This is a genomic window from Moritella sp. 24 (assembly GCF_018219155.1).
Lineage (GTDB): Bacteria > Pseudomonadota > Gammaproteobacteria > Enterobacterales > Moritellaceae > Moritella.
The window spans coordinates 3,158,512-3,184,065 of record NZ_CP056123.1; the positions used below are offsets into that span (position 1 = coordinate 3,158,512).

A 25,554-nucleotide genomic window follows, 5' to 3' on the forward strand; every position below is an offset into this window, starting at 1 on the left:
ATCTAATAAAAAAATGCCAATATCTAGGTCTAGTTATTGGCATTAAATATCCGTTCGTGAATTTATTTACGACGCCAAGTGGTACCGTTAGCACCGTCTTCTAAGACAATACCTAACGCATTTAGTTTATCGCGAGCATCATCAGCCATGCCCCAGTCTTTACTTGCACGAGCATCGTTACGTTGCTTAATAAGCGCTTCAATTTCAGCTACTTCATCATCTTCGCCCGCATCACCTTGCAAGAAAGCTTCAGGTTCTTGCGACAATAGACCAAGTACATTACCAAATGAAATTAACTGCGCGGCTAATTCACCAGCACGTTTTGCGTCAGTCTCTTTAATGCGGTTGATTTCTTTTGCAAGTTCAAACAATACAGGGAATGCTTCAGGTGTATTGAAGTCATCATCCATTGCCGCTTTGAATGTTTCTACATACGCTTCACAGCCAGGTACAACACCGTCAACATCTGCAACGGTAACACCACGTAATGCAGTATATAAACGCTCTAAGCTTGAACGCGCTTGTTTTAAGTTTTCTTCAGAATAGTTTAACTGACTACGATAATGACCAGAAAGTAAGAAGTAACGAACTGATTCGCCATCGTACTCTTCTAATACATCACGGATAGTAAAGAAGTTATTCAATGATTTCGACATTTTCACTTTATCGATTTGTACCATACCTGAATGCATCCACGTATTTACGTACTCACCATTATGTGCACAACATGACTGTGCTACTTCATTTTCATGATGTGGGAACATTAAATCAGAACCACCACCATGAATATCAAATACTTCACCAAGCAGTTTATTGTTCATTGCAGAACATTCAATGTGCCAACCTGGACGACCTTCACCCCAAGGAGAAACCCAGCTTGGTTCACCCGGTTTTGCCATTTTCCATAATACGAAATCCATTGGATTACGCTTATCTGTTTCAACTTCAACACGCGCACCGGCTTGTAGCATATCTAAATCTTGGCCACTTAGCTTACCGTAATCCGCGAATGTTTTTACTTCAAACAATACGTCGCCACTATTAGCAACATAGGCATGGCCTTTAGCAACTAATTTTTCGATGATCTCGATAATATCAGGCATATGGCCCGTTACTGTTGGTTCGATATCAGGGCGGATCATATGCAGCGCATCAAAATCTTCGTGCATTGCTTGAGTGAAACGTGTCGTTAACTGATCACATGTTTCGCCATTTTCGTTTGCACGTTTAATGATCTTGTCATCAACATCGGTAATATTACGGATAAATTTAACCGCATAACCGCGATGGCGAAGGTAACGCACCACAGTATCAAACGCCACAAAAGTACGACCATGACCAATATGACAGTAATCATAGATAGTCACACCACATACGTACATACCGATTTCACCTTCGGTGATAGGTTTAAATTCTTCTTTTTGGCGAGTCAGTGTGTTGTAAATCTTCAGCATCGAATAGTGATCCTTGCGCAAACAGTAAAAATGCAATTAATTGACTGATTTTACCATTAGCATTAATGATTACTAGCTTTGCAGTGGCATAAAACAAGTAAATTTAACGGAACAACCAAAAAAGTGTATAAATCAGGCAAATGAAAGCACAAAAATAAGCCCTTCCCACCCCTTCTTTCCCTAAAAGCTTTGCCATTGGCACCCTTTAGGATAGAATTTACTCGTTAATTAACTAAAGGATCATTAAGATGATAACTCTACATACAGATTTCGGTGATATCAAAATCGCACTTAACTTTGAAAGTGCACCAAAAACAGCAGCTAACTTCCTAGAATACGCAAAAAGCGGCTTCTACGAAGGTACTATCTTTCACCGTGTAATCGATGGTTTCATGGTTCAAGGTGGCGGCATGCTTCCTGGTATGGAAGAGAAAAATTCAAATGCACCTATCGAAAATGAAGCAGACAACGGTCTGTCGAATAAGTTAGGTACATTAGCAATGGCACGTACTATGGACCCGCATTCAGCTAGTTCACAATTTTTCATTAACGTGAAAGACAACAACTTCCTAGACTTCACAAGCAAGACGTCACAAGGTTGGGGTTACTGTGTATTTGCTGAAGTTGTTGAAGGCATGGACGTAGTTGAGAAAATGAAAAAAGTTGCTACAGGCAACAAACGTGGCCACGGTGACGTGCCACTAGAAGACATTATCATTACTAAAGTAACTGTAGAAGAAGCTTAATCGCTCACTCAGTCTCTTAAAATAAATACACTGCTTAGGTAGTGTATTTTTTTTATTCACGACAAGGATGAAAGCACCAATATGACTACTTTGTTTATTTCAGATCTACACCTTGATGAACGCCGCCCGAAAATCACTCAATTATTTTTACATTTTCTTGCGACCGAAGCGCGCCAAGCCGACGCCCTCTACATTCTAGGCGACCTGTTTGAATTTTGGTCTGGTGATGATATTAGTAATCCACTTAACGACAGCGTTCAGGATGGACTCAAAGCGTTAACCGAAAGCGGCGTTAAATGTTTCTTAGTGAAAGGAAATCGTGATTTCTTAGTCAGTAAACGTTTTGCTAAACGCACTGGTATCACAATCCTAGGAGATTACACTGCGATTGAGCTTGATGGTCAAAAGGTATTAATTGCACATGGCGACACTTTTTGCACACTTGATGAAAAATACCAAGCATTTCGTACAGCTGTGAATATCCCATGGCGTCAAACATTATTCACCTGTTTACCTATCTTTGTACGAGAAGCGATTGCCGATAAAATACGTGGTAAAAGCCAAGAAGGTAATCAGCAAAAAAGCATGTCCATTATGGATGTAACAGAATCCGAAGTCATTAAACAGATGCAAACATTCGGCTGTGATATTCTAATTCATGGTCATACACATAAACCTAATATACATGACGTTCCATTAACAGCAGATAAGCATGGTAAACGTATCGTACTAGGTGACTGGTTTGAACAAGGCAGCGTGCTTGTTTGGAAAGATGGCCAATATGACTTGCAACAACGTGCATTTTTAAACGGTGCGTAAATAATGTTAGCGTAGATACAGAAAGTCTCACGCCTTCAAATACACTGATAGCAAGATCTAAAAAAGGAGCATGACGCTCCTTTTACGATCTATTGATTAAAGTAATCAACTAAGTCATTTAACTCACACACAGGTTATGCACCTTCGTTGTGAATTTCTAAGTTAGCAATTTCTTCTTTTTGTTCTTTTACTGTTTTAGCATCGTCACTACGAACATCGTTAAGGCGTTGTAAATAAGCCTTATCAATATCACCGGTAACATATTCACCACTAAATACAGATGTTTCGAACTTCGTGATCTCAGGATTACATTTCGATACTGCAGCCACTAAATCATCTAGATCTTGGAAAATAAGTGCATCAGCACCAATCATTTTCGAAATTTCATTAACGTCACGCCCATGAGCGATCAGTTCATCAGAACTTGGCATATCAATACCGTATACATTTGGATAGCGAACCTCTGGTGCTGCTGATGCTAAATATACATTTTTCGCACCGGCTTCACGAGCCATCTCAATGATCTGTTCTGACGTGGTGCCACGAACAATAGAGTCATCAACTAATAGTACGTTCTTACCCGCAAATTCAGATGAGATTGCATTTAACTTACGACGTACAGACTTACGACGTAATGTCTGCCCAGGCATAATAAACGTACGACCAATATAACGGTTTTTAACGAAACCTTGGCGGTAAGGCAACTTCAATACTTTGGCAATTTCTAACGCACTATCACATGATGTTTCAGGAATAGGAATAACAACATCAATGTCTAAATCAGTCCATTCACGTGCAATCTTTTGCCCCAATTTTTCACCCATAGCAAGGCGTGATTCGTAAACCGATACCTTGTCTATTGTTGAGTCTGGACGAGCAAAGTAAACGAATTCAAAAATACATGGGTTGTGCTGTGCATTTTCAGCGCAGTGCGCACTGAATAACTCACCTTCATCCGTGATATAAACCGCTTCACCAGGTTCCACATCACGCACAAATTCAAAACCAACTGCATCAAGTGCAACGGATTCAGAAGCAACCATATATTCTTTATGTCCATGTTCTGTACGCATACCTAATACCAACGGACGAATGCCGTTAGGATCACGAAAAGCAACAAGACCATGATTAATAATCAGTGATACCACAGCATAAGCACCGCGTGCTTGCTTGTGTACAGCTTTAACCGCAGTGAAAATATCTTCTGCTGTTAAATGTAAACTTGGGCATTTATCTAATTCATGCGCCATAACATTAAGTAGTACTTCTGAATCAGAAGTCGTATTAATGTGACGGCGGGCTTTATGAAATTGATCTTCTTTTAATTGAGCAGCGTTGGTTAGATTTCCGTTATGAGCAAGGGAAATACCGAACGGAGAGTTAACATAGAAAGGTTGAGCCTCAGCGGCACTCGAGCTTCCTGCTGTTGGGTATCGAACGTGACCGATACCGATATTACCTTTCAAGCGTTGCATGTGTTTAGCTTCGAATACATCGCTCACTAAACCATTCGCTTTGCGCTGCCTAAAGTTTCCATCACTTAAGGTTACAATCCCAGCAGCATCCTGTCCACGATGCTGTAATACTGTTAATGCGTCATAGATCGACTGATTAACAGGGGTTGTAGAAACAATGCCAACAATTCCACACATAACCTAAATCCTCGTTTACTGTGCTTTCGATAAAATGCTATTTATAACGTTTCACTTGTCATAAGCTCTGCATATTGTCCCATGCAGATGCTTGATGTTCAAAAAACCATTTAATGAGTGGTTTTAACTCAGCTATTAGTGGCGAGCCCTGCCACCAAGCTGTTTCTGGGAAACTGGTGAATAACTGTAAAAATAACAGTATCACGCACACCACTAATACTCCTCGGGCAATACCAAAGCATACACCGAGCAATCTATCCGTACCTGATAAGCCTGTTTTATCCACGAGCTGACCAAGTATGTAATTTAGCAAAGCCCCTAATATGAGGGTCGAAATAAATAATAGCGCTATCGCTACGCCATTTTTAACTAACTGTTCACTGAATGCAGCACTAAATGCATCAAAATTTTCTAAGTAAGCAGCAATATCTTGATAGTAAAATCGAGATATAAAGAAAGCACTGAACCAAGTGCAAAGAGAGAATGCTTCCTTGACAAAACCACGTACTAAACTTATTACTGAAGATAAGCCAACAACACCTAAAATAAGGTAATCAATCCACGCCATGTTCTGTTTCACTCATTTGAAATTCGCGCCATTGTAACAAGTTAAATACGAGATTGATAATAGTTATAAACAAAAAAAACCGACATAAATGTCGGTTTTTTAATTACTTGTCTCGAGGGTCAAATTTCTCAATCACACCCTTCAGGCCTGTGATTTTTTCTAATTTTGGTAGTAAACGTTTTAACTCGTTCTTATCCACATTAGGGCCAACATAAAGCCTATTTAACTGACCGGCTTTCTTATAACGCGGCAATCGATACGCATCAAATCCAGCCTTCCTGATCTTTTTAACTAAATCATCAACAGCGGCTGAATTCTTAAATGTACCTAGACGGACATTCCAACTATCCCCGACTGGTGGCACCTTTTTCGCTACATCGACAGGTTTCACTAACGGCACAAGCTTAGGTGCTTTCGAAATAGGTTTTGGTTCTGACACTGTTTTTTTGACTTTTTCAGTCGAGGTTAAATTCATTGTCGGCGCAGGTTCGATGAGCAGTTCAGTATCGACCCCCTCATTATCGAGTGAATCGCGCTCTAATGAATCAAAGTTAACGGGATCGGCAAGTTCAACCAACGCAGGACGCAAAGGTATACTCGCCGTGTTTTCACGGTACGTTACCTTCTGACCATCTAGTAAGTCCGGTAAAAAAATAATACCAATCGCCACTAAAATAATAGTGCCGACTAAACGATGTTGAAATGTCGATGCCACGTTTATTTAACCACTTATATGTTGGATAATTTCCGCTACAGTGAAAAATGAGCCGAAACCAATAATAATGTCATTACAATCAGCACTTTGGTTTGCCGATTGCCAAGCTTGCGCTATTGTATCATGACTCATAGCCTGCTGGCTAAGGCTATCATGGCTTTTCCCATTCAGCAGCATAGCATCTACTAATCCTAGCTCGATTTGCTGACAAGGTGCAGCACGCTCGCCTTGTAACGCTGCTAGGTGCCAACTATCAATAACACCCGTTAATGCAGCTAAGCTTGCAGCAATATCTTTATCTTTGAGCATACCCACAACAGCGATCACCTTAACGGGTGAATGAGCCTGTTGTTTTAAACGTGTCAGTTGTGTTGCCAAATAACGCGCTGATTCTGGATTGTGCGCCACATCCAAAAACTGTTGTGGTGATGAACCCAATCGTTGCATACGACCAGGTAGTGTCGCATTAGCAACACCACTGCGGATTGCAGATTCAGGTATCGCTAATCCTAATGCTTGAACGGCGGCAATCGCGGTCGCTGCATTTTGTAACGGTAACTGTGGTAAAGCGAGATCTGAAAAACGTAATGGTGTGTCATCATTCTTTTTAGTTAAGTCAGTAAACCAATCCCAACCTTCCGAATTCTGAATATAGTGATAATCACGATTAACCGCGACAAGCTCTGCACCCACTTCATCTGCATATTCAGCAATAGTTGTAGGAGGATTAATTACCCCACAAATGGCTTTTTTGTTCGCGCGGAAAATACCTGATTTTTCACGCGCAATGACAGATTTATCTGTACCTAACCAATCGGCATGATCAATATCAATCGTAGTCACAACAGCAACATCTGCAGACACAATATTTGACGCATCTAAACGTCCGCCTAAACCGACTTCAAGAATAACCACATCTAATGCTGCATCTTGGAATAGTTTTAACGCCGATAATGTCGTGAATTCAAAATACGTTAATGTCGTATCACCGCGCCCAGCTTCAATAAAAGCAAACGAATCAGCATGTGCTTGTGCGGTTAACATGTTTCCGTTAACGCGAACGCGCTCACGGTAGTCTTGGATATGAGGTGAACTGGTTACGCCAACATTGTAACCGGCATCAAGTAGAATACGCTCTAGTAACGCGCATGTTGAACCTTTGCCATTCGTACCGGCAACAGTAATAACTTTGGCATCGAATGTCGTTAATGCTAAGTCATCGGCAACACGTCCTATGCGACCTAATCCCATTTCAATATTAACAGGATGAATACTTTCTAAATAGCAAAGCCAGTCTGCAAGAGACTGGCTTTTATTAATATTGTTCAACATCGGTAATAGTTACTCGTTAGTGTTTACTCGTGATTGTTTTGAGCGTCACTTGGAGTCTTAATGTCATCGGCTGCTGGTACAACGGCAGGGGTTGCTTCTGTACTCGGCATTTCAGTCGAGATGCTATCAGACGTTTCCAAGTTCATCATCTTCGCTAATAAGCCTGCAAGTCTATCACGCATCTCACGGCGATCAACAATCATATCGATCGCGCCTTTTTCTAATAAGAACTCACTACGTTGAAAACCTTCTGGTAATTTTTCACGTACCGTTTGTTCAATTACACGTGGTCCTGCAAAACCAATCAATGCTTTTGGTTCAGCGATATTGATATCACCTAGCATAGCTAAACTTGCAGATACACCACCCATAGTAGGGTCAGTTAGTACTGAAATATAAGGTAAGCCTTTCGCTGATAGTTTTGCTAGTGCAGCACTTGTCTTTGCCATTTGCATTAATGAGAATAATGCTTCTTGCATACGAGCACCGCCACTTGCAGAGAAGCAAATTAGCGCACGGTTCTCAGCCATACATTCGTTAATCGCTGCCACAAAGCGAGCACCAACAACCGTTGCCATTGAACCACCCATAAATGAGAATTCAAATGCGCAAACAGCAACAGGGATACCTTTAATTGTGCCTTTTTCAACAACTAACGCATCTTTCTCGTTTGTTGCTTTCTGCGCACTGGCTAAACGATCTTTATATTTCTTACTATCACGGAATTTTAATTTATCGCTTGGTTCAAATTCAGCACCAATTTCAATGCGACCGTCTTTATCAAGTAATTTATTTAAGCGTTCACGTGCGTTTACGCGCATGTGGTGATCACACTTAGGACAAACGCCTAAATTACGCTCAAGTTCTGCATGATATAAAACCTGGTCACAAGAGCCACACTTAGTCCAAACACCTTCAGGTATATTACGACGCGCCGTTGCGCTCTTGCTTTTTGGTAGTATTTTTTCAATCCAGCTCATGAACCCTACTTATAATTTGTTCTAATTAATTGAAGTATATGATGTTAAATGCGTTGTTAATAGAAATAGGAACAATAATTCCAAATGAATTAACAAAAATTAATGCGCTAAGTCGGTGATTACCAAACTTAACAATACTCCACATTTATCGCGTAACACAATTAAATCACAGATTTTCCAATAAGTTTATCTAAAACTGGTCATACCCTTGTGACTTCCGACCAAAAATTCATAAAAAATGATAAAGAAAAATAAATAATAACCATTTGTAACGCTTTTTATCACAAATAGTTATTATCCGTTATTTAAATTAAACTTAATTTTATACTAATTAAAGCAAGTAGTTAAAATTGCTCTGGTAAAAATAATGGACCCACTGCAGGTCGAGGAAGATTAAACTGACTTGGGTAGTCGACTTCAATCATATATAAACCTTCCGCTTTACTTGTTGCAGCAGCAACAGAACGATCTTTACCAGCGAGTAACTCAGCTATCCACGATACCGGCTTATTACCTTTACCCACTTCCATTAATGAGCCTGCAAGGTTTCTCACCATGTGATGTAAGAATGCATTCGCTTTCACATCTATAATAATATATGCATTTTGACGAATCACTTTAATGTGATGCATCGTTTTAACAGGGCTTTTCGCTTGACAATGCTTTGCACGGAAAGACGTAAAATCATGTTCACCGACTAACTGTTGTGCCGCTTCATGCATTAAATCAGCATTAATATCACCGTGATAATAACTTACACCAGACCCTAAGATTGCAGGTCGTAGGTTGTTGTTATAAATAATATAGCGATAACGACGTGCTGTAGCACTAAAACGGGCATGGAACTCTTCATCAACTTCTTGCGCCCAACGAACAGCAATATCATCAGGTAAATTGGCATTAACACCCAGCGTCCAAGCAACATCTTTACGGATAGAATCAGTATCAAAATGCACTACTTGACCAGTACCGTGAACACCAGAATCAGTACGTCCTGCGCAGTGAACAACTACAGGGTGATTAGCAACACGTGATAGTGCATCTTCCAGTTTTTCTTGGACACTAATAACTTCTTTTTGTCGTTGCCAGCCGTAATATTTACTACCGTCATATTCTATACCGAGTGCAATTCGCATTTTTCTTCCAACTTTAGACTTTCATTAATTTTAAAAAACAAAAAGCGGTGACTCTCGCCACCGCTTTGCTATATATCACTCAATTAATATATTTTCCAATTATACCGTTTCAAGTTACAACTTGAAAGTAGTTGAGGATTGATAAACTCAACTACTGTTTTTTATATCATGACTGTAATCGACTTAAGAGTTTATTTACTTCCGCTTGCTGTGTTGCATCACCCGCACCAGTTAATGGCTCTAGGATAGATTTAGCACCCTCTTTGTCTTCAATTTCAAGGTACGCACGAGCAAGATCAAGTTGCGCACCAAAACGGTCATTTTCATCATTCATATCAACAGCATTACTATCAAGTAAGGTATTACTGTACTCATCAAGACCGACATCTAGTTTTACTTGATCATAAGGCTCATCTTCAACGTTCGCAGGCTGTTGAGAGACTTCATTTAATAATTTATCTATATCAATAAACTCTTCCGCTTGTGCCGCTTCAACATCAATAGGAGCTTGCTCACTCGGTGCACTGCTAAATGCATTTGGACTATATTCAGCCAGCATCGCTTCAATATCATCGAGTGGATCATTATTATCTGGTTGTTTTACCGCCTCAGCCGTTGTACTAGCCGTGCCATCAAGTTCAGCGAGCATTTCATCAACTGTTTGCCCATGTGCTTGTGGTAATTCGTCTGCGTCGTTTCCAGCATCGCTAACAGGCTCTTCTAATCCAGCACTTGCTAAAATACTGTCTATATCATCCATATCAACAATTTGATCATTCTCTACTGGAGTAGGAGTAGCTGTTGTACTCGTTTCTGCTTGCGCAATCGCATCAAGCCCCGCTTCAGCTAGCAGACTGTCAATATCATCCATATCGATAACAGGATTATCATCAGCTGCATTTGATTCATTCGTTGGTGAGCTTGCTTCAACCGTCGATTGAGTCGGTGTCTCTAATTCAGCTTCAGCCAAGATGCTATCAATATCATCCATGCTCACATATTCATCATTCACTACTGGCGATGATTCTGCTGGTGCCTCTGGGGTCAGATCAAGATCATCCATTGAGTTAAAATCAAAATCGTCAGTTTGAGTACTCGACGGTTTCGCATCAGGTACTTGTGAGTTACCTAATTTGAATTGTTCTAGCATTGAATCAACTTCAGCTAAATCTTCATCCAACGAATTCATATTATGTGTTGGCTGTTCAGGGATCAAGCTTGGTTCATCAAGCTCTTCACGCCAGCTTAAATCAGGGGTTACACTGTCATTTTCAAAACTGGTGCTTTCATCATCTAGCGTTAAATCGATATCACTAAAGTCATTATCATCCAAACTTAACTCTGGCATGACAGGTGCTTGCTCAATCACTTCAGGGGTAACAGGCGTCGCCACTTGAGTCACAATTGGATCGAGTGATAAATCAAAAGGTTCATCCATCATTGCAGCGGCTTCAGGTTCCATCTGCAAATTAAAGTTTGGTTCTTCTACATTAGGAGGGACAACTGTATTTACCTCGTCATTAGGCTTTCCCGTAGGAATTTGAGCCTCTTCAGAAGTTGGCATCGTATGATTTTCTGCTGAGTAACTTTCAGCATTAAGATAATCGCTCAGTTCATCAACAGTATTATCCGTGTCGAACATCATGTTATCTTCAACATTATTCTTCTGATCATTTCTATTTTTTAGCCATAGACCTAACCATACTAAAAATAACAATGAAAACACGCCAGAAATACCACCGATCAGCCACCAATTATTATGACTTTCGGCTTCTATTTCAGCTTTCACTTTTGCATCATTAATCGTAGTTTGCTGCTCTGCTATCTGTGCTTTCTGCTGTTCAATTAATGCTTTTAAATCAGTTTTTAATTCATTATCAATCGCGATTTGTTCTTTAAGCTCCGCTAATTCGATACGGATTCTTTCTAGCTGTAATTTTAGGCGACGATTCGTTTCACTTGATAATAGAAGGTGCTCGTTACTCTCACTTAACTCACCTTCTAACAAAGCCAGCTTATCACTGTTTATTTTATTAGTAGCTACCGTTTTTACATTCGGTTTTGTTGAATTAGCCGGCGGGACAGCTTTAGGTTTGGAGCTTGTTTTTTTAGTCAGTAAGTTCTTTAGCCTTGAGCCATCAGTCGCTTGTATTTCAGCGGCACTGGGGATCTTAAGAAAGCTCCCATCAATCATTTTATTGATGTCGCCGTCTAAGAATGCATGTGGGTTAAGCGCTAAAATAGCCGCCATCGTTTTATATAAACTTAAGCTATTATTGGGTCTTTTTTTTGTTGCTACAGACCATAATGTGTCCGCTTTAACAATAGGGCCATAATTACTAGGCGAAGAAGGTGTGTGAACTTCTGGGCCTTTTAATTGAAGCACAAATCCATTTGAATTGGCCGCAATGCCTGCCATTGGGACCAGCAGAAATAAAACAACCCATTTTAACTTCGATAAAGCCGATATCATTGTTAACCCTTACTCACTTTGAAACAACATCAATATACTTGAATTCAATATAACATATCCAAAAAACCAGTATACACATGAATTCACTGGTATCTTCTATATATACCCAAGTTACTTCAAAATGCTGTATCAGAGACGAGCAGGTATAATAGAACAAGGCACAATATGTAGATAATGGTTATTCCATTTTCAAATATTATAACGCAGTGCTGTTATACCTGCTTGTCTCCCGTAGGGCAAGCCGAAAGGTGGCATCTTCGGCGTTATGAAGTCTTGATTTAGAATAACTAAATCCTCGACGTCATGCCTTGAATATCCTCTCCTTTCGGTTTGCTGCTTGTGCATTTTGAAGTAGCTTGGGTATAACTATTCTAATGCTTAATTCTAAGAAAAAAAATTTGTGAATTGAAACTATGATATAAATCAGAAAAATAAAAAACAAATAAAAAAATAGCACCCATTATTGGGTGCTAAATATGCAATTAAAATAAATTAATAACGCTCAATATCTGTGACATCAAGGACTAATATTTACATTTACATTTACATTTACAGGTAATCGCTAATTAATAGCTCTGCAATTTGCACACTGTTTGTTGCGGCACCCTTACGGATATTATCGCCAACAACCCACATATTAATACCACTTGCATGTGAAATATCTTCACGGATACGACCAACAAAGACTTCATCATGACCCGCAGAGTCAGAAACTGGTGTTGGGTAGTCTTCTTCATTTTCAATCAGTTTAACACCCGGTGCGTGGCGCATCAGAGCACGAACTTCTTCAGCACTGATAGGTGTACGCGTTTCTAAATGGATCGCTTCTGAGTGACCATAGAATACAGGTACACGTACTGCTGTTGGGTTAACCATGATGTATTCATCACCAAAAATCTTCTGTGTTTCCCACACCATTTTCATTTCTTCTTTGGTGTAGCCGTTTTCAGTAAACACATCAATCTGTGGGATCACGTTAAACGCGATCTGCTTTGGATATACTTTTGTTTCTACTTCACGTGCATTTAATAAACTTGCCGTTTGACCCGCTAGTTCATCAATTGCACTTTTACCAGAACCCGATACGGCTTGGTATGTTGCAACATTAATACGTGAAATACCCACTGCATCATGAATCGGTTTTAATGCAACAAGCATTTGAATTGTTGAGCAATTTGGATTTGCGATAATGCCACGATTTGTATATTGCGCAATTGCTTCTGGGTTTACTTCAGGTACAACTAATGGAATATCATCGTCATAGCGGAACTGTGATGTATTATCAATAACAACAACACCAGCATCGGCAGCGATTGGTGCCCATTTTTCTGATACTGAACCACCAGCAGAAAACAAACCGATTTGAACTTGTGTCCAATCGAAGTTATCAACGTCTAATACTTCAACTTGTTTATTATTAAAGGTAATTGTACCACCAGCACTACGGCTACTTGCTAATGGATAGATCTTACCAATTGGAAATTTACGTTCCTGTAAAATTTCCAACATCATTTGCCCTACGGCACCCGTTGCACCTAATACTGCAACATCATATAGTTGACTCATCAACGACTCCTAAAAAATTATTTGGCAAAACCAAGTTGATACAACGACTCTACCGCATAATGTGACTCATTTACTAGCCTCAATGAGGAAAATTCTCTTCTTTCTAGGTAATTTTTACGCATTTCATCAAAACTACCCGCTTTCATTATGTTTTTTCTAAAAATAGCGTCATCTCGACGCACATCGTATACCAAATGCACCAAACTTTTGACGAATGTTTGATCGGCACTTTGATTAATATCGATGCGGCTTATCGCTGGTATAGGTAAGATGTCGCTTATACTACGGTCTGCTTGTTGGCCTATAAATTGTGCGTAGGCTTGATAGATCATCTCAGTACCGCGCGCTTTTCCTTCTAAGCTGTAACCTGCAATATGCGGTGTCGCAATCGCAGCATAAGGGATAAGCTCAAGTAATGGTGTTGGTTCATTTTCCCATACATCCAGTACTAACGTCATACCGTGCCCAGCTTGTTTCAATTCGAGTAATGCTTGGTTATCAATCACATCACCGCGACCGCTATTAACTAAGATGGCATCTTGCGCAATACCAGCAAGTAATTCTGCCGTTAATAAATGTTTCGTTTGATGACTACCGGTTTTCACCAATGGTACATGTAAACAAATAATATCTGCTTGTAAGGCTTTTTCTAAGCTAACAAAACCCGCTAGTCCTTCTTTCTCGACACGCGGTGGATCGCATAACATCACATCAGCACCTAATGCGGTTAATCGACTTACTGTTTGTGCGCCCGTATTCCCCACACCAATAACCGCAATTGATTTATCTGCGAATGTAAAACCTTGTTGCTCCGCTAATACTAATAATGCGCTACACACATAGTCGCCAACAGACACTGCATTACAGCCCGGTGCATTCGTGTATTCAATATTGCGTTGTTGTAGTAAAGGCTGATCTAAATGGTCAATACCAATCGTCGCAGTTCCCACGAATGCTAATTTATTCGCTTGAGCTAACAAGGCTTCATTGACCTGAGTTACAGAACGTACCATCAAGGCATCGACATCATGCAAATCTGCAGCACTAATTGTTCGACCAGATAAAGGGATCACATCACCAAACTGAGAAAACAGTTCAGCTGCATAAGGCATATTTTCATCAACTACGATCTTCATCATTTAAGCATTCTCTTAATAATACGATTAGAGTCATTTCCGCTTTATAACGGTAAAGCATCATTTTGCGCGTTGTGAAGGGAAAAAAAAAGCCCATTTATCAATAATCTGATAAATGGGCTTACATTGTTCTCTTCATCATAGAAAACGTATTACGCCTTCCTTAATGAATCGAAAACTATTTAGCGAATTTACTAAATACTAATGTCGCATTCGTGCCGCCGAAACCAAAGCTGTTCGACATTACGTTTTTAAGTTCAGCATCAACTGCTTGACCAGCAACAATATCTAGACCTTCTGCTTTTTCATCAAGATCTTGAATATTTGCGCTTGCTGCGATGAAGTTATTTTCCATCATGATTAATGAATAAATTGCTTCATGTACACCCGCCGCACCCAGTGCGTGACCAGTCAATGCTTTAGTCGCACTGATTTTAGGTGATTTATGACCAAACACAGCTTGAATTGCTTCAAGTTCTTTTGTATCACCTACAGGCGTTGATGTACCGTGTGTATTCAGGTAATCAATCTCACCCGTCACTGTTTCAAGTGCTTGTTGCATACAACGTACAGCGCCTTCGCCAGACGGTGCTACCATGTCATAGCCATCTGATGTTGCACCGTAGCCAGTAATTTCAGCATAGATAGTTGCGCCACGTGCAAGTGCATGTTCTAGTTCTTCAACAACAACCATACCGCCGCCACCAGAGATAACGAAACCATCGCGGTTTGCGTCATATGTACGTGATGCTTGTTGTGGTGTGTCGTTATACTTCGTTGAAAGTGCACCCATCGCATCAAATTCTAATGCCAGAGTCCAATCAATTTCTTCGCCGCCACCAGCAAAGACAACATCTTGTTTACCCAATTGAATTTGTTCTACTGCATGGCCGATACAATGCGCACTCGTTGCACATGCAGAAGTAATTGAATAGCTTGGGCCTTTAATTTTGAATGGTGTAGCAAGACAAGCAGAGATTGTGCTCGACATAGTACGAGTCACCATATACGGACCCACACGCTTCACGCTTTTATTACGAGCGATATCAACAGAATCAACAACGTTCTTTGATGATGCACCACCAGAACCTGCAATAAGGCCAGTACGTACATTAGAAACTTGTTCTTCTGTTAAACCTGAATCATCAATAGCTTCTTGCATTGCAATATAGCTATAAGCAGCCGCATCACCCATGAAACGCATTGCTTTACGATCAATGATTTCTTTAGGATCAAGATTAACAGTACCGCAGACATGGCTACGTAAGTTTTGTTCAGCAAATTGTGGTTCAAATTCGATACCACTGTTACCCGCTTTCAGTGACTCACATACTTCTGCTTTATTGTTACCGATACTTGATACAATACCGATACCTGTTATAACCGCTCTTTTCATGATATTCCCTAATATAAGATTATTACGTTATTCTTACTTATTTTTTAACGTCATCTGGTCTGCTTTCCCTATAATCAGATAAGATTGTGACCGTTTTATTAAATTTGAGCCTATAGATTAATTATTTCTACATCCTCAAATATCAGTCTCAACTCCCTAGAAGCCCGACGAGACTCGCTGTCGCATCTACCTTCAGTATAGCAAAGCGTTAATTATCCAGTATCCCATTGCTAATCACGATTGTCACCGCTTAAAATTTGCGTGTGATCAAATCATCTTCAATTGCTGTCATTTCTGCTGCTAAAACAACCGTACATGTCCTTTCTGACCTGAATACAATGCATTGTAAAGTTGGCAATTTAAGTCAATGTAAACAATCATTAATAGTTATCACATTATACCAATAACCCGTGTGACAGATATAACATAAATTCAAGAGAGAATGTCTAAGGAGAGGATATGCCAACGCGACTATTCGTTAACTCAAGGAGGACCTTTAAAGCCCTCACTCACTCATTAATCATCTTTATATCGATACTGTTTAGTATATCCAGTCACGCTGAAATCAACCTTGTTTTTGGCTTGTATACCTCCGACAAACCCACCACGATGGTCACTAAATTCCGACCCTTTATTAATACACTTGAAGCACAAATGACCCACGCATTAAAACAACCCGTCCGTATAAAAATGCACATATCCAGTAACTATAATGATGGTGTTCGCGCACTAACCAGCGGCAAAGTTGACTTTTCCCGACTAGGGCCAGCCTCATACATTACAGCCAAAAATATCAATCCTGATTTACAACTATTGGCGATTGAAGCTAAAAAAGGCAAAAAACGTTTCTACGGCATTATTGCGGTGCAAAGTGACAGTTCCATCACTGAACCTGAACAATTAATCGGGAAACGGTTTGCATTTGGATCTGAGCAATCAACAATTGGCCGCTATCTGTCACAAACTTACCTTGCAGACCACAATATATTCGCAACAGATTTAGCGAAATATGATTACTTAGACAGGCATGATGCAGTAGGTGCGTCAGTTGCAGCAGGTCGCTATGATGCAGGCGCATTAAAAGAAGGCACATTTAAAAAGTTACGGAATAAAGGGGTGCTTTTACGAGAAATAGCCCGCTTCCCAAATGTCACAAAACCTTGGGTGGCGAAAGCTGGGTTAAATGACGAAATAGCACAAACACTATCCGCACTGCTCATCGCCAGCAGTGAATCAAATGCACTATACAAAAATTCATTTAGTAAAAATGGATTTTTAGCGGGTAATGACAGTGATTACAACATAATACGTAAGTCGATGATTGACAATCGTTTTTTTGAAGTAAGCTCAATTAAATGATCAAGCGGTTCAACCACTTTCCACTTTGGTCGAAGATCCTAGCCGCCACATTGTGTATTACAATGTTAATCAGTCTGGCGGCTGGTGAATTAGCACGACGCTTTGAATACAACTACCTAACGAATAATTTAACCATACAAATACAACAAACATTCAACCTTTTATCAGCCACGACGATTGATAGTTTGATCACCGAAGATATCCCCCTGCTTGAAACAATCATGCTACAAATATCATCAAATTATCCAGACATCGAATTTTTCGCGATTTATAATGAGCTTCATACCGTATTAGTGAGTTCGGGAGAATTACCAGAAGAAGATCTACAGCATCAAATCTTTCAGCAGGCCGTATCATTCGGTGGAGAAACCTTTGGTTATATGCAAATAGCAGTGAGTACTGCACATCTACAAGATGACATTACAGAGCATGTGAACTTAATTCGTCTACTGATTGCATTAATATTAATATGCTTAGCACTCGCAATTTCGTTATTACTACATTCTTCAGTGCTAAAGCCCATCACACACATCAACAATCGCTTATTACGCTTATCCCAATTGCATCAGGTTGATGAACAGATAACTTTAGTTTCAACCAATGAATTAGATCGTTTAAATGAATCCGTAGACCTCATTCAAGATCTCACTCATAAACAAAAGCACCGAGAACAACAACTACGTGTAGCAAAAGAACAAGCAATCAATGCGAATACGACAAAATCGACCTTTCTTGCAACCATGAGCCATGAAATAAGAAATCCAATGCATGCTATTTTAGGTGCATTATCACTATTAGATAAAAGCAAACTGGATATTGAACAGCAACATTTTATTGATACCAGTCTAAAGTCAGCAAATATACTACTCGGCTTACTCAATAATATTCTTGATATGTCTAAAATTGAAGCGGGTAAACTGCAACTAGAGCATAGACCATTTGATATCCAAGGGATATTACTGGGCGTCACCAGCGTTCTTGAGCCTTTAGCACAGAAAAAAAGCATCACGCTTCAGCATTCAAGTAATATCGAAGAACCATTGTGGCTATTGGGTGATGATAATAGATTAACGCAAATACTCATCAACTTAACGAATAATGCAATAAAGTTCACCCAACAAGGTCACGTCGATGTCATCATGCATGCCGTTACACAATCTAATCACACCCAACTGTGTTTCACTGTCAAAGATACTGGGATAGGTATACCCGAAAATAAACTGAAACATATTTTCGACGATTTTGTACAATCAGATAGTTCTTTTTCACGAGAATACGGCGGTTCTGGCTTAGGCCTTGCTATTTCTAAACAGCTTATTACTTTAATGAAGGGGGCAATTACGGTCACCAGTCAGATAGATACTGGTAGTGAATTCACGATTAAACTCACATTAGAAAATACATCAGCACCAATAATTGAAGCACCCGTACCGCAAATTAAAGTGCAATTTGATGATACTCCAACGCACTTATTGTTAGTTGAAGACAATAAAGCCAATCAATTCATTACAAAGACCATTTTGCAACGTGCAGGTTATGCCGTCGATGTAGCGGGTAATGGTTTACTTGCTATCGAAGCCTGTGAGAAGAAACGTTATCAATTAATCTTAATGGATTTACAAATGCCTGAAATGGACGGTTTTGGCGCAACAAAAGGGATACGTCAGGTCAGTAATATAAATCGAGACACTCCTATTATCGCCATGACAGCAAATGCAACGACCGAAGATCGAGAGAATACCCTTGCGGTTGGTATGAATGACTTTTTAATGAAGCCCGCCCGTGAAGACCAACTAATGAAAAAAATAAATCACTGGTTAAATTGATTACTTAAAACAATCTAACCAGCCTTCTTTCTACTTGTTCATACTTAGCTAAATTGTTGATTAAATTTAATCACAGATTCCGTTGTATCTTGCCATAAACGACTCATTTTAAGCTCGTCTAATGAGAAATCACTTCTGTGCTTAAGATTAAAATCAGGCGTGGTTAAATTATTATCCAAACCATCAAGCAAGGTCTCAACGCCCGTGCGATCATTGCAGGCAAGTAATAAGTTACAACCCGCCCACATAGCTTGCTCTGCGCGTTCTAAATAATTACCCGCGACACTTGCGCCATGCATAGATAAATCATCAGAAAAAATAGCGCCTTTAAATCCGAGCTGCTGTCTTAATACCGTCTGTAACCAGTACTGAGAAAACCCAGCCGCTTTACTATCAACCTGCTGATAAATCACATGTGCAGGCATAATTGCATCTAATTGTGCATCAGCAATCAAGGCTTTAAATGGTAATAAATCTGTCGCCGTTATTTCTGCTAAGCTGCGCTCATCAATCGGTAATGCAATATGAGAATCCGCTAATACACTGCCATGACCAGGGAAATGTTTTCCTGTCGTTTTCATTCCCGCATTATGCATACCAATACAAAGCTGCGTTGAAAGGTCTGTAACCCAACTTGGGTCGGTATGAAATGAACGGTCGCCAATAACCTGACTGCCACGCTCTAAATCTAATACAGGTGCAAAGCTTAGATCAATATCAAATGCGAGTAATTCAGCAGCAAGTAACCAACCACATTGCTGTGTGAATTGTTTCGCCGTCTCACGATCATCAGCATACAACTCTGCTATTTTACCCATCGCAGGAATACGCGTAAATTGTTCACGAAAACGTTGAACTCGCCCACCTTCGTGATCAACCGAAATCACAATTGGTGAGTCCGCTGCTTTACGAATTGATTTAATTAATGCGTTTAGCTGAGCATGATCACCATAGTTACGGCTAAACAAAATCAATCCACCAGTGAGGGGATGCGCTAAGATTTCTTTGTCTTCTGCTGTTAGTTCATAACCGTTAACATCTACTACTATTGGTCCCACTTTGAATCCTTCCTCAATCGATTAATTTTGTCTTTAATGGCACAGTCAGATTGCTGCCACAACGTCAGATAGGTGCTGTCTCTATCTTGCTGGTACATAACAATACACCACAATAATGTCATCATCTCAACCACAACATCCATCACATCTAATTGTGATAAGGTGACTTTAGCGCCGGAATGATAATGATTGTAATATTTTAAAAACAATACCTTCTGTGGATGCTGCCAAGCGAACGTCTGAAATAGGGTCGTAATGTCAAAATCACAATGCCCTGCCGCTGCAAACTCCCAATCCAGCAAATATAATTTAGCTTGTTCATTGATAATAAAATTCAACGGGTTCATATCATGGTGGCAAAAGCCATGTCTATTACGCGCTAATTTATGCTCGATTAAATCGACAACAAGTTGCAGTTGTTGCTCAAGCGCCGTCGTTTTAAATTCTGGTAATAATTGCTGATAATAATGCTGCAACCGTACAGTCATATCAAGGTGATACTCAGGTACAGGTTGTTGATGAAGGTTTGCCACAAGTTGGGCGAGTTTCTCAATATTACAGCCTTCAGTTTGTTCTATTAGCTCCCAATGCTTACCCGCTATCCAATCGCAAATAATGCCTTGTTCATATTGCGCAATAATATTTGGTGCGATACCGACATTCGCCGCTTGTATTTGCGCTGCACATTCGTGCTTAACATCATTATCCATGTCATTGTAAGTCGCAGAAAACTGCCTAACAAAATAACGATGGTCTAATCCTTGTTTTTGGAAATCCAAACGATAATTATGATTACTCAATCCACCTGAAACAGGCTGTAAAGAAAATAACACAGGACTAAAATGTACAACAAAATCAGGGGGACTTATCATAAAGAAACGATACTATTCACGTGGGCTTCAACCGTTTTAAAACGATTATTTATCAATTCTATCGTTAACATATGTTTATTTAGCTCTCGGCTAACAGGATCTACATTAATCACCAGCGAATACCCATACATAATACGCTCTAGATGTGATTGGGACTCAATTTCTGTTAACGTTTGAATATCAAACCAACCTAAACGATCCAATGTTTCTGCGCTTGCTCGTTGTAACTCATTCGATGTCGTAGGCAGCACTGAGGCAGTATCAGGGTGAGTTATAAATAACGCTTCCCCATGTTCAAAACTACCTTGAACAAAATAGGGTTGTTGTAATAATTGCCAACTTAACTCTCTCACTTTAGTCGTGAGAGGATGCTCAATAATAGCCTCGAGAGGGGCTGATAATAACTGTCGCTCAGGTTTTGCTTGTGATGTACAACCCGTGACAAATAGCGCACTCGATATATAAATCAGTGTGAGTATCCATTTCATGTAATAGTCTCCTCAACGTGACTGAAAGTTAATGGGATGACCTATGCGGTGCATTGTGAGTTATTACTTACCACCAACGTAAACGATCATCTCCATACTGTGTATCAAATCGCTAGATAACTATAGCCACTAGTATGTTGTAACCATCACACCTAATTGCTCACCACCAACAAGATGCATATGTAAATGATATACTTCTTGTCCGCCATGTTTATTACAATTCACAATCAAGCGATAACCATTTTCAGCGATGCCCTCTTGTTCAGCAATTTTTCTTGCCACTGTGAACAAACGTCCAAGTGCAAGTTCATCTTCTTCCTGTACGTCATTCGTCGTTGGAATCAACTTATTCGGAATAATTAAAACATGCGTTGATGCTTTTGGACTAATATCACGAAATGCAGTCACTAATTCATCTTGATAAAGAATATCAGCAGGGATCTCTTTATCTATAATCTTACGAAAAATCGTTTCTTCTGCCATTTGTTTAGCTCCATTACAAAATTAAGTTATTCAATCATATGTGAAAAAATAAATAAATACACCCACTATCCATCATCGTTCATTATCTATACCCAAACAATTATCAAGAAAAGAGAGCCATAACAAAAAAGCCCACTACACCCTACAGCTTAGTGTAGTTTGTAATGGGCTTAACGATTAAATAGGCTTATTAAGCAGACGCAATCGCGCCTTTACCGACACCTTCATAAGCAAAAACAGTTAATGAATCACTGCAATCTTTTGCTAATGTATCCGCAATATATTGCGCTATATTCTCAACCGTTGTTTCTGTTGGCATAATTTCTACAATTGATTTACCAATCGCAAGTTGAAATTCACCTTGAGGTGCTTGGTATTTAAAGCAGTAATGCTCAGGCGTAATCGCTGCCATACCAGAACGAGACAATGAAAGCTCTGATGCTGAAACCATATCGCATTGCTCAGCAAGATAAATATCTTCCCATCGCTTAGCCCAGCTCGTTTCTAATGCCGCATCTCGCTCATCATTACGCAAGATCTCAATAGTAGAACGGTGACCATGGGCAATACGCTGGCAATTACCAAGGTGTTTACGTAAACCATGGCTGTAACAGTACTCAGCACCGTCAATCTTCTCTTCACGTAACTTAACATCTAATTTTTTAACGTTGTTTGGTAAACGTAACATTAGCTGCTCAGTTAAATAAGCTTCTAAAATCTCTAGTGTGATTTGCTCTGCTGGTATCAACGCAAATGCTTGGTCAGGACAGGCTAAATGAATTGAATCACTGTGTTCACGCCATGCATCAACATACGTAAATGAACCGTCACTCATTACATCACAAAACTTAGCATGTGCAGGCACAATCAGCTTATGATCAACTAATTCATCAACAGTCGATTTAATCAGTTTTTTCACGATTCCAAAATCAAGGATCATGCTTTGTTCATTTAAGTCACCATGCAGAACAATATCCACTAACCAACTTTGGCCAATAATGCCACGTGAATAATCTAATACTGAAGAATCGATAACAGTAAGATCTTTGACGAATAGTTTCATCTAAATTTTGTCCTTTATGGTAACTAAATAGGTAATCGCGTGCTTATTCTTATTAATGATAATTACTTCTGTGCGTCGTATTCATCTTTAAATGAAGCATTTAATTCTTCACTGTCAACAACAACAACGTCTTGACCTGCTTTCGGGAATACAGAAATAACAACGCCATCTGCAGCAAGACCCGGTAGCCAGTTGTTACGCCACGCGCCCATTTCAATTTTAAGCGGCTGACATTCAGACCAATCACCTTGGATCCATTCACTTGCAAATTCAGCATGTGGCCAAACAGGAATACTTCTTTCGCCTTCTGCTTCGCTAACAACAAAACCGTTCGCATCCGCTAATGTCCATACTTCTTCAGACTTAACTGCACGAAATACGAAATAGTTAAAACGAGCTTCAGGTGATTTTTCAACTGCGTCAGCAGTTTGCTTGTCATGAATTTTAAATGTCATAATCTTCTCTCAAGAAACCACGTTCGCAGTTTCAAATAATGTTTATAATAAAGCAGCAGCGGATTGTACGCTGCACAATAATAAATACCAAGGATAAATACTAAGAATAAATAGTAAAAATCTGTATTACTTTATGATGCAAATAAGCATAGGTGTTGTAAGTCCAGCATCTGCAACTTTATTTCACAAATGCCAACTTGCGCAAATAACGTGGCAACATCGTTTCATTACCTTGTAATCCACCCTGGTGTATATACAAAATGGGGCGTTTATCTGCACTTTCAAGTTCATCGCTATTTTCGCTGAACTCACGTTGTAAACATAACCAAGCCAGCGGATCATAAAGCAGCTCAAATTCAATATTGGTGGCTTGCTTTAACCCAGCCCAAATATGATAAAAAGGTAAATAAAGCTTACCAAAGTGATATTTCTTTGCTGTTGTAAGTATTGTTGGGTGCTGTGACTCATCTTCACACAATTCTAAAAACTGTTGTTTTAAATAAGATTCACCACCAACACATGCGCATGTTTGAACTTCAAAAGGTACGTTTTTTTGTAAGAATAACGCGGTTGTACCAGTCCCAGAAGGTAACACAACTCGCACATCAGCATAAGATTTTGAAGCAGCCCAATCAATAATCTCATCAGCCAATATTTTTAATCCGGTTTCAGCATACTCACAGCGGCCTCCTTCAGGAATAAACACGGCAGATTGCCCTCGAGCTTCAAGTGCCGGTAGTACAAACTGCTCTATATGTTCAATAACCGATACTGCACTTGATTCTGCTACAATAATATTTGCGCCATTTTCTAACGCAGCACGGTAATTACCTTGCGGGTTATCAATAAGATACTGTGGTAAGTGGTCAACATAATAGTCGAGTTGGCAGTCCTTCAACATCGCTAATACAGACAGTGAGTACAGAGAATTAGCTTGCGCAGAGCCGTGACCAACAAGTCTATCGACCTGTGATAAATCTTGTTGTAAAAAATGGTAAAACTTACGGGCTTTATTACCGCTAAACGCCTCGTCTAATAAATCATCGCGTTTAACGTAAATTTGACGGCCTAAAAATTCGACTTCATCTACAGGTGTATTACGTAATTCCAAAGCGGGATCCTACTATCTAACTAATCTGACGCAGGCAGTGCTGCAGAAACAATAAAATGACGACCATTAACCGCAAGTAATTCTGTATCAACATCATAAACGTGCTTGATGGTATCAACCGTTAATACCTGACTCGCACTCCCCTGCCCCACAACACGCCCTGCATTTAACAGTAACACTTCAGAAGCATAATTAAGTGCTAGGTTGAGATCATGAATAGAGGCAATCACTGTTATACCTTGATCCGCAAACTCTTGTAAGATCTGTAGCACTTCAATTTGATGCTTCAAATCTAACCCTGTTAACGGTTCATCCAATAAACACAGAATTGACTGCTTATTTAATAGTGGTGACACTTGTACTAATGTACGTGCGATAAGCACTCGTTGCCATTCACCACCCGATAATTGGTCACAATTACGCTCTACTAATTTGGCTATATCCAAACGTGATAGTAGCTGATTGATAACCTGACAAGCTTCTTCATTCTCTAGATTCACGCCTAAAGGGTGTAGACCTAAAGCAATAAATTGATAAACCGGAATAGCAAAAGGAGGGGGAGAGACTTGCGGTAGCCATGCTCGCTGACGTGCAAGTTCAGCAATCGGATAATCAAGAATAGAACGACCTGCTAATAAATATGCACCGCTGCATGCTTTCACATGCCCTGCAAGAATAGATAATAAGGTGCTTTTACCACACCCATTCGGCCCGAGTAAAAACAGGCAGCACCCTTTATTAATCGAAACATGAATATCATCTAACCGTTGCTGATATTGGATCTCAGCTAACTGCACTATATTTGATTTCACTATATCTGAGTTAAGTAGGTCTGATTGATTCATCGATTGATTTAATTTGTCCAT

The 25,554-nt window shown here is 39.7% G+C and carries 23 protein-coding genes; 4 read left to right on the forward strand and 19 right to left on the reverse strand.

The genetic code is table 11. From position 1 onward, the window contains the following. Nucleotides 1-62: 62 nt before the first annotated feature. Entirely contained in the window at nucleotides 63-1,454 is a 1,392-nt protein-coding gene (gene cysS / locus HWV00_RS13970; RefSeq protein WP_211682212.1) for a cysteine--tRNA ligase, read from the reverse strand. Nucleotides 1,455-1,702: 248 nt separating this feature from the next. On the opposite strand from cysS, the gene HWV00_RS13975 reads away from it, so the two are divergent. Both HWV00_RS13975 and lpxH read left to right on the forward strand, forming a co-directional pair. Then, on the forward strand, nucleotides 1,703-2,200 hold the full coding sequence (locus tag HWV00_RS13975) for a peptidylprolyl isomerase (RefSeq protein WP_211682214.1): 498 nt from the start codon (nucleotides 1,703-1,705) through the stop codon (nucleotides 2,198-2,200). A gap of 81 nt (nucleotides 2,201-2,281) precedes the next feature. Beyond that, nucleotides 2,282-3,019, forward strand: a complete 738-nt coding sequence (gene lpxH, locus HWV00_RS13980; RefSeq protein WP_211682216.1) for a UDP-2,3-diacylglucosamine diphosphatase — start codon at nucleotides 2,282-2,284, stop codon at nucleotides 3,017-3,019. Between the two features lie 134 nt (nucleotides 3,020-3,153). Here lpxH and purF read toward each other — a convergent pair whose 3' ends face one another. The 10 genes from purF to fabB all read right to left on the reverse strand — a co-directional run bounded on the left by purF (nucleotide 3,154) and on the right by fabB (nucleotide 15,973). Next, on the reverse strand, nucleotides 3,154-4,671 hold the full coding sequence (gene purF, locus HWV00_RS13985) for an amidophosphoribosyltransferase (RefSeq protein WP_211682218.1): 1,518 nt from the start codon (nucleotides 4,669-4,671) through the stop codon (nucleotides 3,154-3,156). Between the two features lie 58 nt (nucleotides 4,672-4,729). Next, a complete protein-coding gene (locus tag HWV00_RS13990) occupies nucleotides 4,730-5,239 on the reverse strand; it encodes a CvpA family protein (protein WP_211682220.1) in 510 nt (169 codons plus the stop codon). A 103-nt stretch (nucleotides 5,240-5,342) separates the two neighbouring features. Next, nucleotides 5,343-5,954 (reverse strand): SPOR domain-containing protein, encoded by a 612-nt coding sequence (locus tag HWV00_RS13995; RefSeq protein WP_211682222.1) that lies wholly within the window; start codon nucleotides 5,952-5,954, stop codon nucleotides 5,343-5,345. A 6-nt stretch (nucleotides 5,955-5,960) separates the two neighbouring features. Then, entirely contained in the window at nucleotides 5,961-7,286 is a 1,326-nt protein-coding gene (gene folC, locus HWV00_RS14000) for a bifunctional tetrahydrofolate synthase/dihydrofolate synthase (RefSeq protein WP_211682224.1), read from the reverse strand. A 23-nt stretch (nucleotides 7,287-7,309) separates the two neighbouring features. After that, entirely contained in the window at nucleotides 7,310-8,266 is a 957-nt protein-coding gene (gene accD / locus HWV00_RS14005; protein ID WP_211682226.1) for an acetyl-CoA carboxylase, carboxyltransferase subunit beta, read from the reverse strand. 344 nt (nucleotides 8,267-8,610) lie between these two features. Continuing rightward, nucleotides 8,611-9,402, reverse strand: a complete 792-nt coding sequence (truA, locus tag HWV00_RS14010) for a tRNA pseudouridine(38-40) synthase TruA (protein ID WP_211682228.1) — start codon at nucleotides 9,400-9,402, stop codon at nucleotides 8,611-8,613. Between the two features lie 166 nt (nucleotides 9,403-9,568). Next, the gene (locus tag HWV00_RS14015) at nucleotides 9,569-11,875 is read right to left on the reverse strand and encodes a FimV/HubP family polar landmark protein (protein ID WP_211682230.1); all 2,307 of its coding nucleotides are present in this window, start codon (nucleotides 11,873-11,875) and stop codon (nucleotides 9,569-9,571) included. 549 nt (nucleotides 11,876-12,424) lie between these two features. Further along, a complete protein-coding gene (locus tag HWV00_RS14020) occupies nucleotides 12,425-13,441 on the reverse strand; it encodes an aspartate-semialdehyde dehydrogenase (protein WP_211682232.1) in 1,017 nt (338 codons plus the stop codon). A gap of 17 nt (nucleotides 13,442-13,458) precedes the next feature. Further along, nucleotides 13,459-14,580 (reverse strand): 4-phosphoerythronate dehydrogenase, encoded by a 1,122-nt coding sequence (locus HWV00_RS14025; protein ID WP_255554572.1) that lies wholly within the window; start codon nucleotides 14,578-14,580, stop codon nucleotides 13,459-13,461. Between the two features lie 175 nt (nucleotides 14,581-14,755). Continuing rightward, the gene (fabB, locus tag HWV00_RS14030) at nucleotides 14,756-15,973 is read right to left on the reverse strand and encodes a beta-ketoacyl-ACP synthase I (protein ID WP_211682234.1); all 1,218 of its coding nucleotides are present in this window, start codon (nucleotides 15,971-15,973) and stop codon (nucleotides 14,756-14,758) included. A gap of 459 nt (nucleotides 15,974-16,432) precedes the next feature. Here fabB and HWV00_RS14035 point away from each other — a divergent pair, with 459 nt between their 5' ends. Next, nucleotides 16,433-17,332: a PhnD/SsuA/transferrin family substrate-binding protein gene (locus tag HWV00_RS14035; RefSeq protein WP_211682236.1), complete on the forward strand. Its 900-nt coding sequence runs from the start codon at nucleotides 16,433-16,435 to the stop codon at nucleotides 17,330-17,332. Between the two features lie 62 nt (nucleotides 17,333-17,394). Next, nucleotides 17,395-19,158 carry an ATP-binding protein gene (locus HWV00_RS14040; RefSeq protein WP_211682238.1) on the forward strand — a complete coding sequence of 588 codons (1,764 nt, stop codon included), beginning with the start codon at nucleotides 17,395-17,397 and terminating at the stop codon, nucleotides 19,156-19,158. 44 nt (nucleotides 19,159-19,202) lie between these two features. On the opposite strand, the gene nagZ is transcribed toward HWV00_RS14040, so the two are convergent. The 8 genes from nagZ to HWV00_RS14080 all read right to left on the reverse strand — a co-directional run bounded on the left by nagZ (nucleotide 19,203) and on the right by HWV00_RS14080 (nucleotide 25,554). After that, the gene (gene nagZ, locus HWV00_RS14045; RefSeq protein ID WP_211682239.1) at nucleotides 19,203-20,216 is read right to left on the reverse strand and encodes a beta-N-acetylhexosaminidase; all 1,014 of its coding nucleotides are present in this window, start codon (nucleotides 20,214-20,216) and stop codon (nucleotides 19,203-19,205) included. After that, complete coding sequence (locus HWV00_RS14050) at nucleotides 20,204-21,088, reverse strand: phosphotransferase (protein WP_211682241.1); 885 nt, start codon at nucleotides 21,086-21,088, stop codon at nucleotides 20,204-20,206. The genes nagZ and HWV00_RS14050 overlap by 13 nt, the downstream gene beginning before the upstream one ends. Continuing rightward, a complete protein-coding gene (locus HWV00_RS14055; RefSeq protein WP_211682243.1) occupies nucleotides 21,085-21,576 on the reverse strand; it encodes a penicillin-binding protein activator LpoB in 492 nt (163 codons plus the stop codon). The genes HWV00_RS14050 and HWV00_RS14055 overlap by 4 nt, the downstream gene beginning before the upstream one ends. A 129-nt stretch (nucleotides 21,577-21,705) precedes the next feature. Continuing rightward, complete coding sequence (gene hinT, locus HWV00_RS14060) at nucleotides 21,706-22,059, reverse strand: purine nucleoside phosphoramidase (RefSeq protein WP_211682245.1); 354 nt, start codon at nucleotides 22,057-22,059, stop codon at nucleotides 21,706-21,708. Between the two features lie 190 nt (nucleotides 22,060-22,249). Then, the gene (locus HWV00_RS14065; protein WP_211682247.1) at nucleotides 22,250-23,122 is read right to left on the reverse strand and encodes a 6-carboxytetrahydropterin synthase; all 873 of its coding nucleotides are present in this window, start codon (nucleotides 23,120-23,122) and stop codon (nucleotides 22,250-22,252) included. A 62-nt stretch (nucleotides 23,123-23,184) separates the two neighbouring features. Then, entirely contained in the window at nucleotides 23,185-23,577 is a 393-nt protein-coding gene (locus tag HWV00_RS14070) for a DUF2750 domain-containing protein (RefSeq protein ID WP_211682249.1), read from the reverse strand. A gap of 178 nt (nucleotides 23,578-23,755) precedes the next feature. Next, a complete protein-coding gene (locus tag HWV00_RS14075) occupies nucleotides 23,756-24,688 on the reverse strand; it encodes a 1-aminocyclopropane-1-carboxylate deaminase/D-cysteine desulfhydrase (RefSeq protein WP_211682251.1) in 933 nt (310 codons plus the stop codon). Nucleotides 24,689-24,708: 20 nt separating this feature from the next. Next, nucleotides 24,709-25,554: an ABC transporter ATP-binding protein gene (locus HWV00_RS14080; protein WP_255554573.1), complete on the reverse strand. Its 846-nt coding sequence runs from the start codon at nucleotides 25,552-25,554 to the stop codon at nucleotides 24,709-24,711.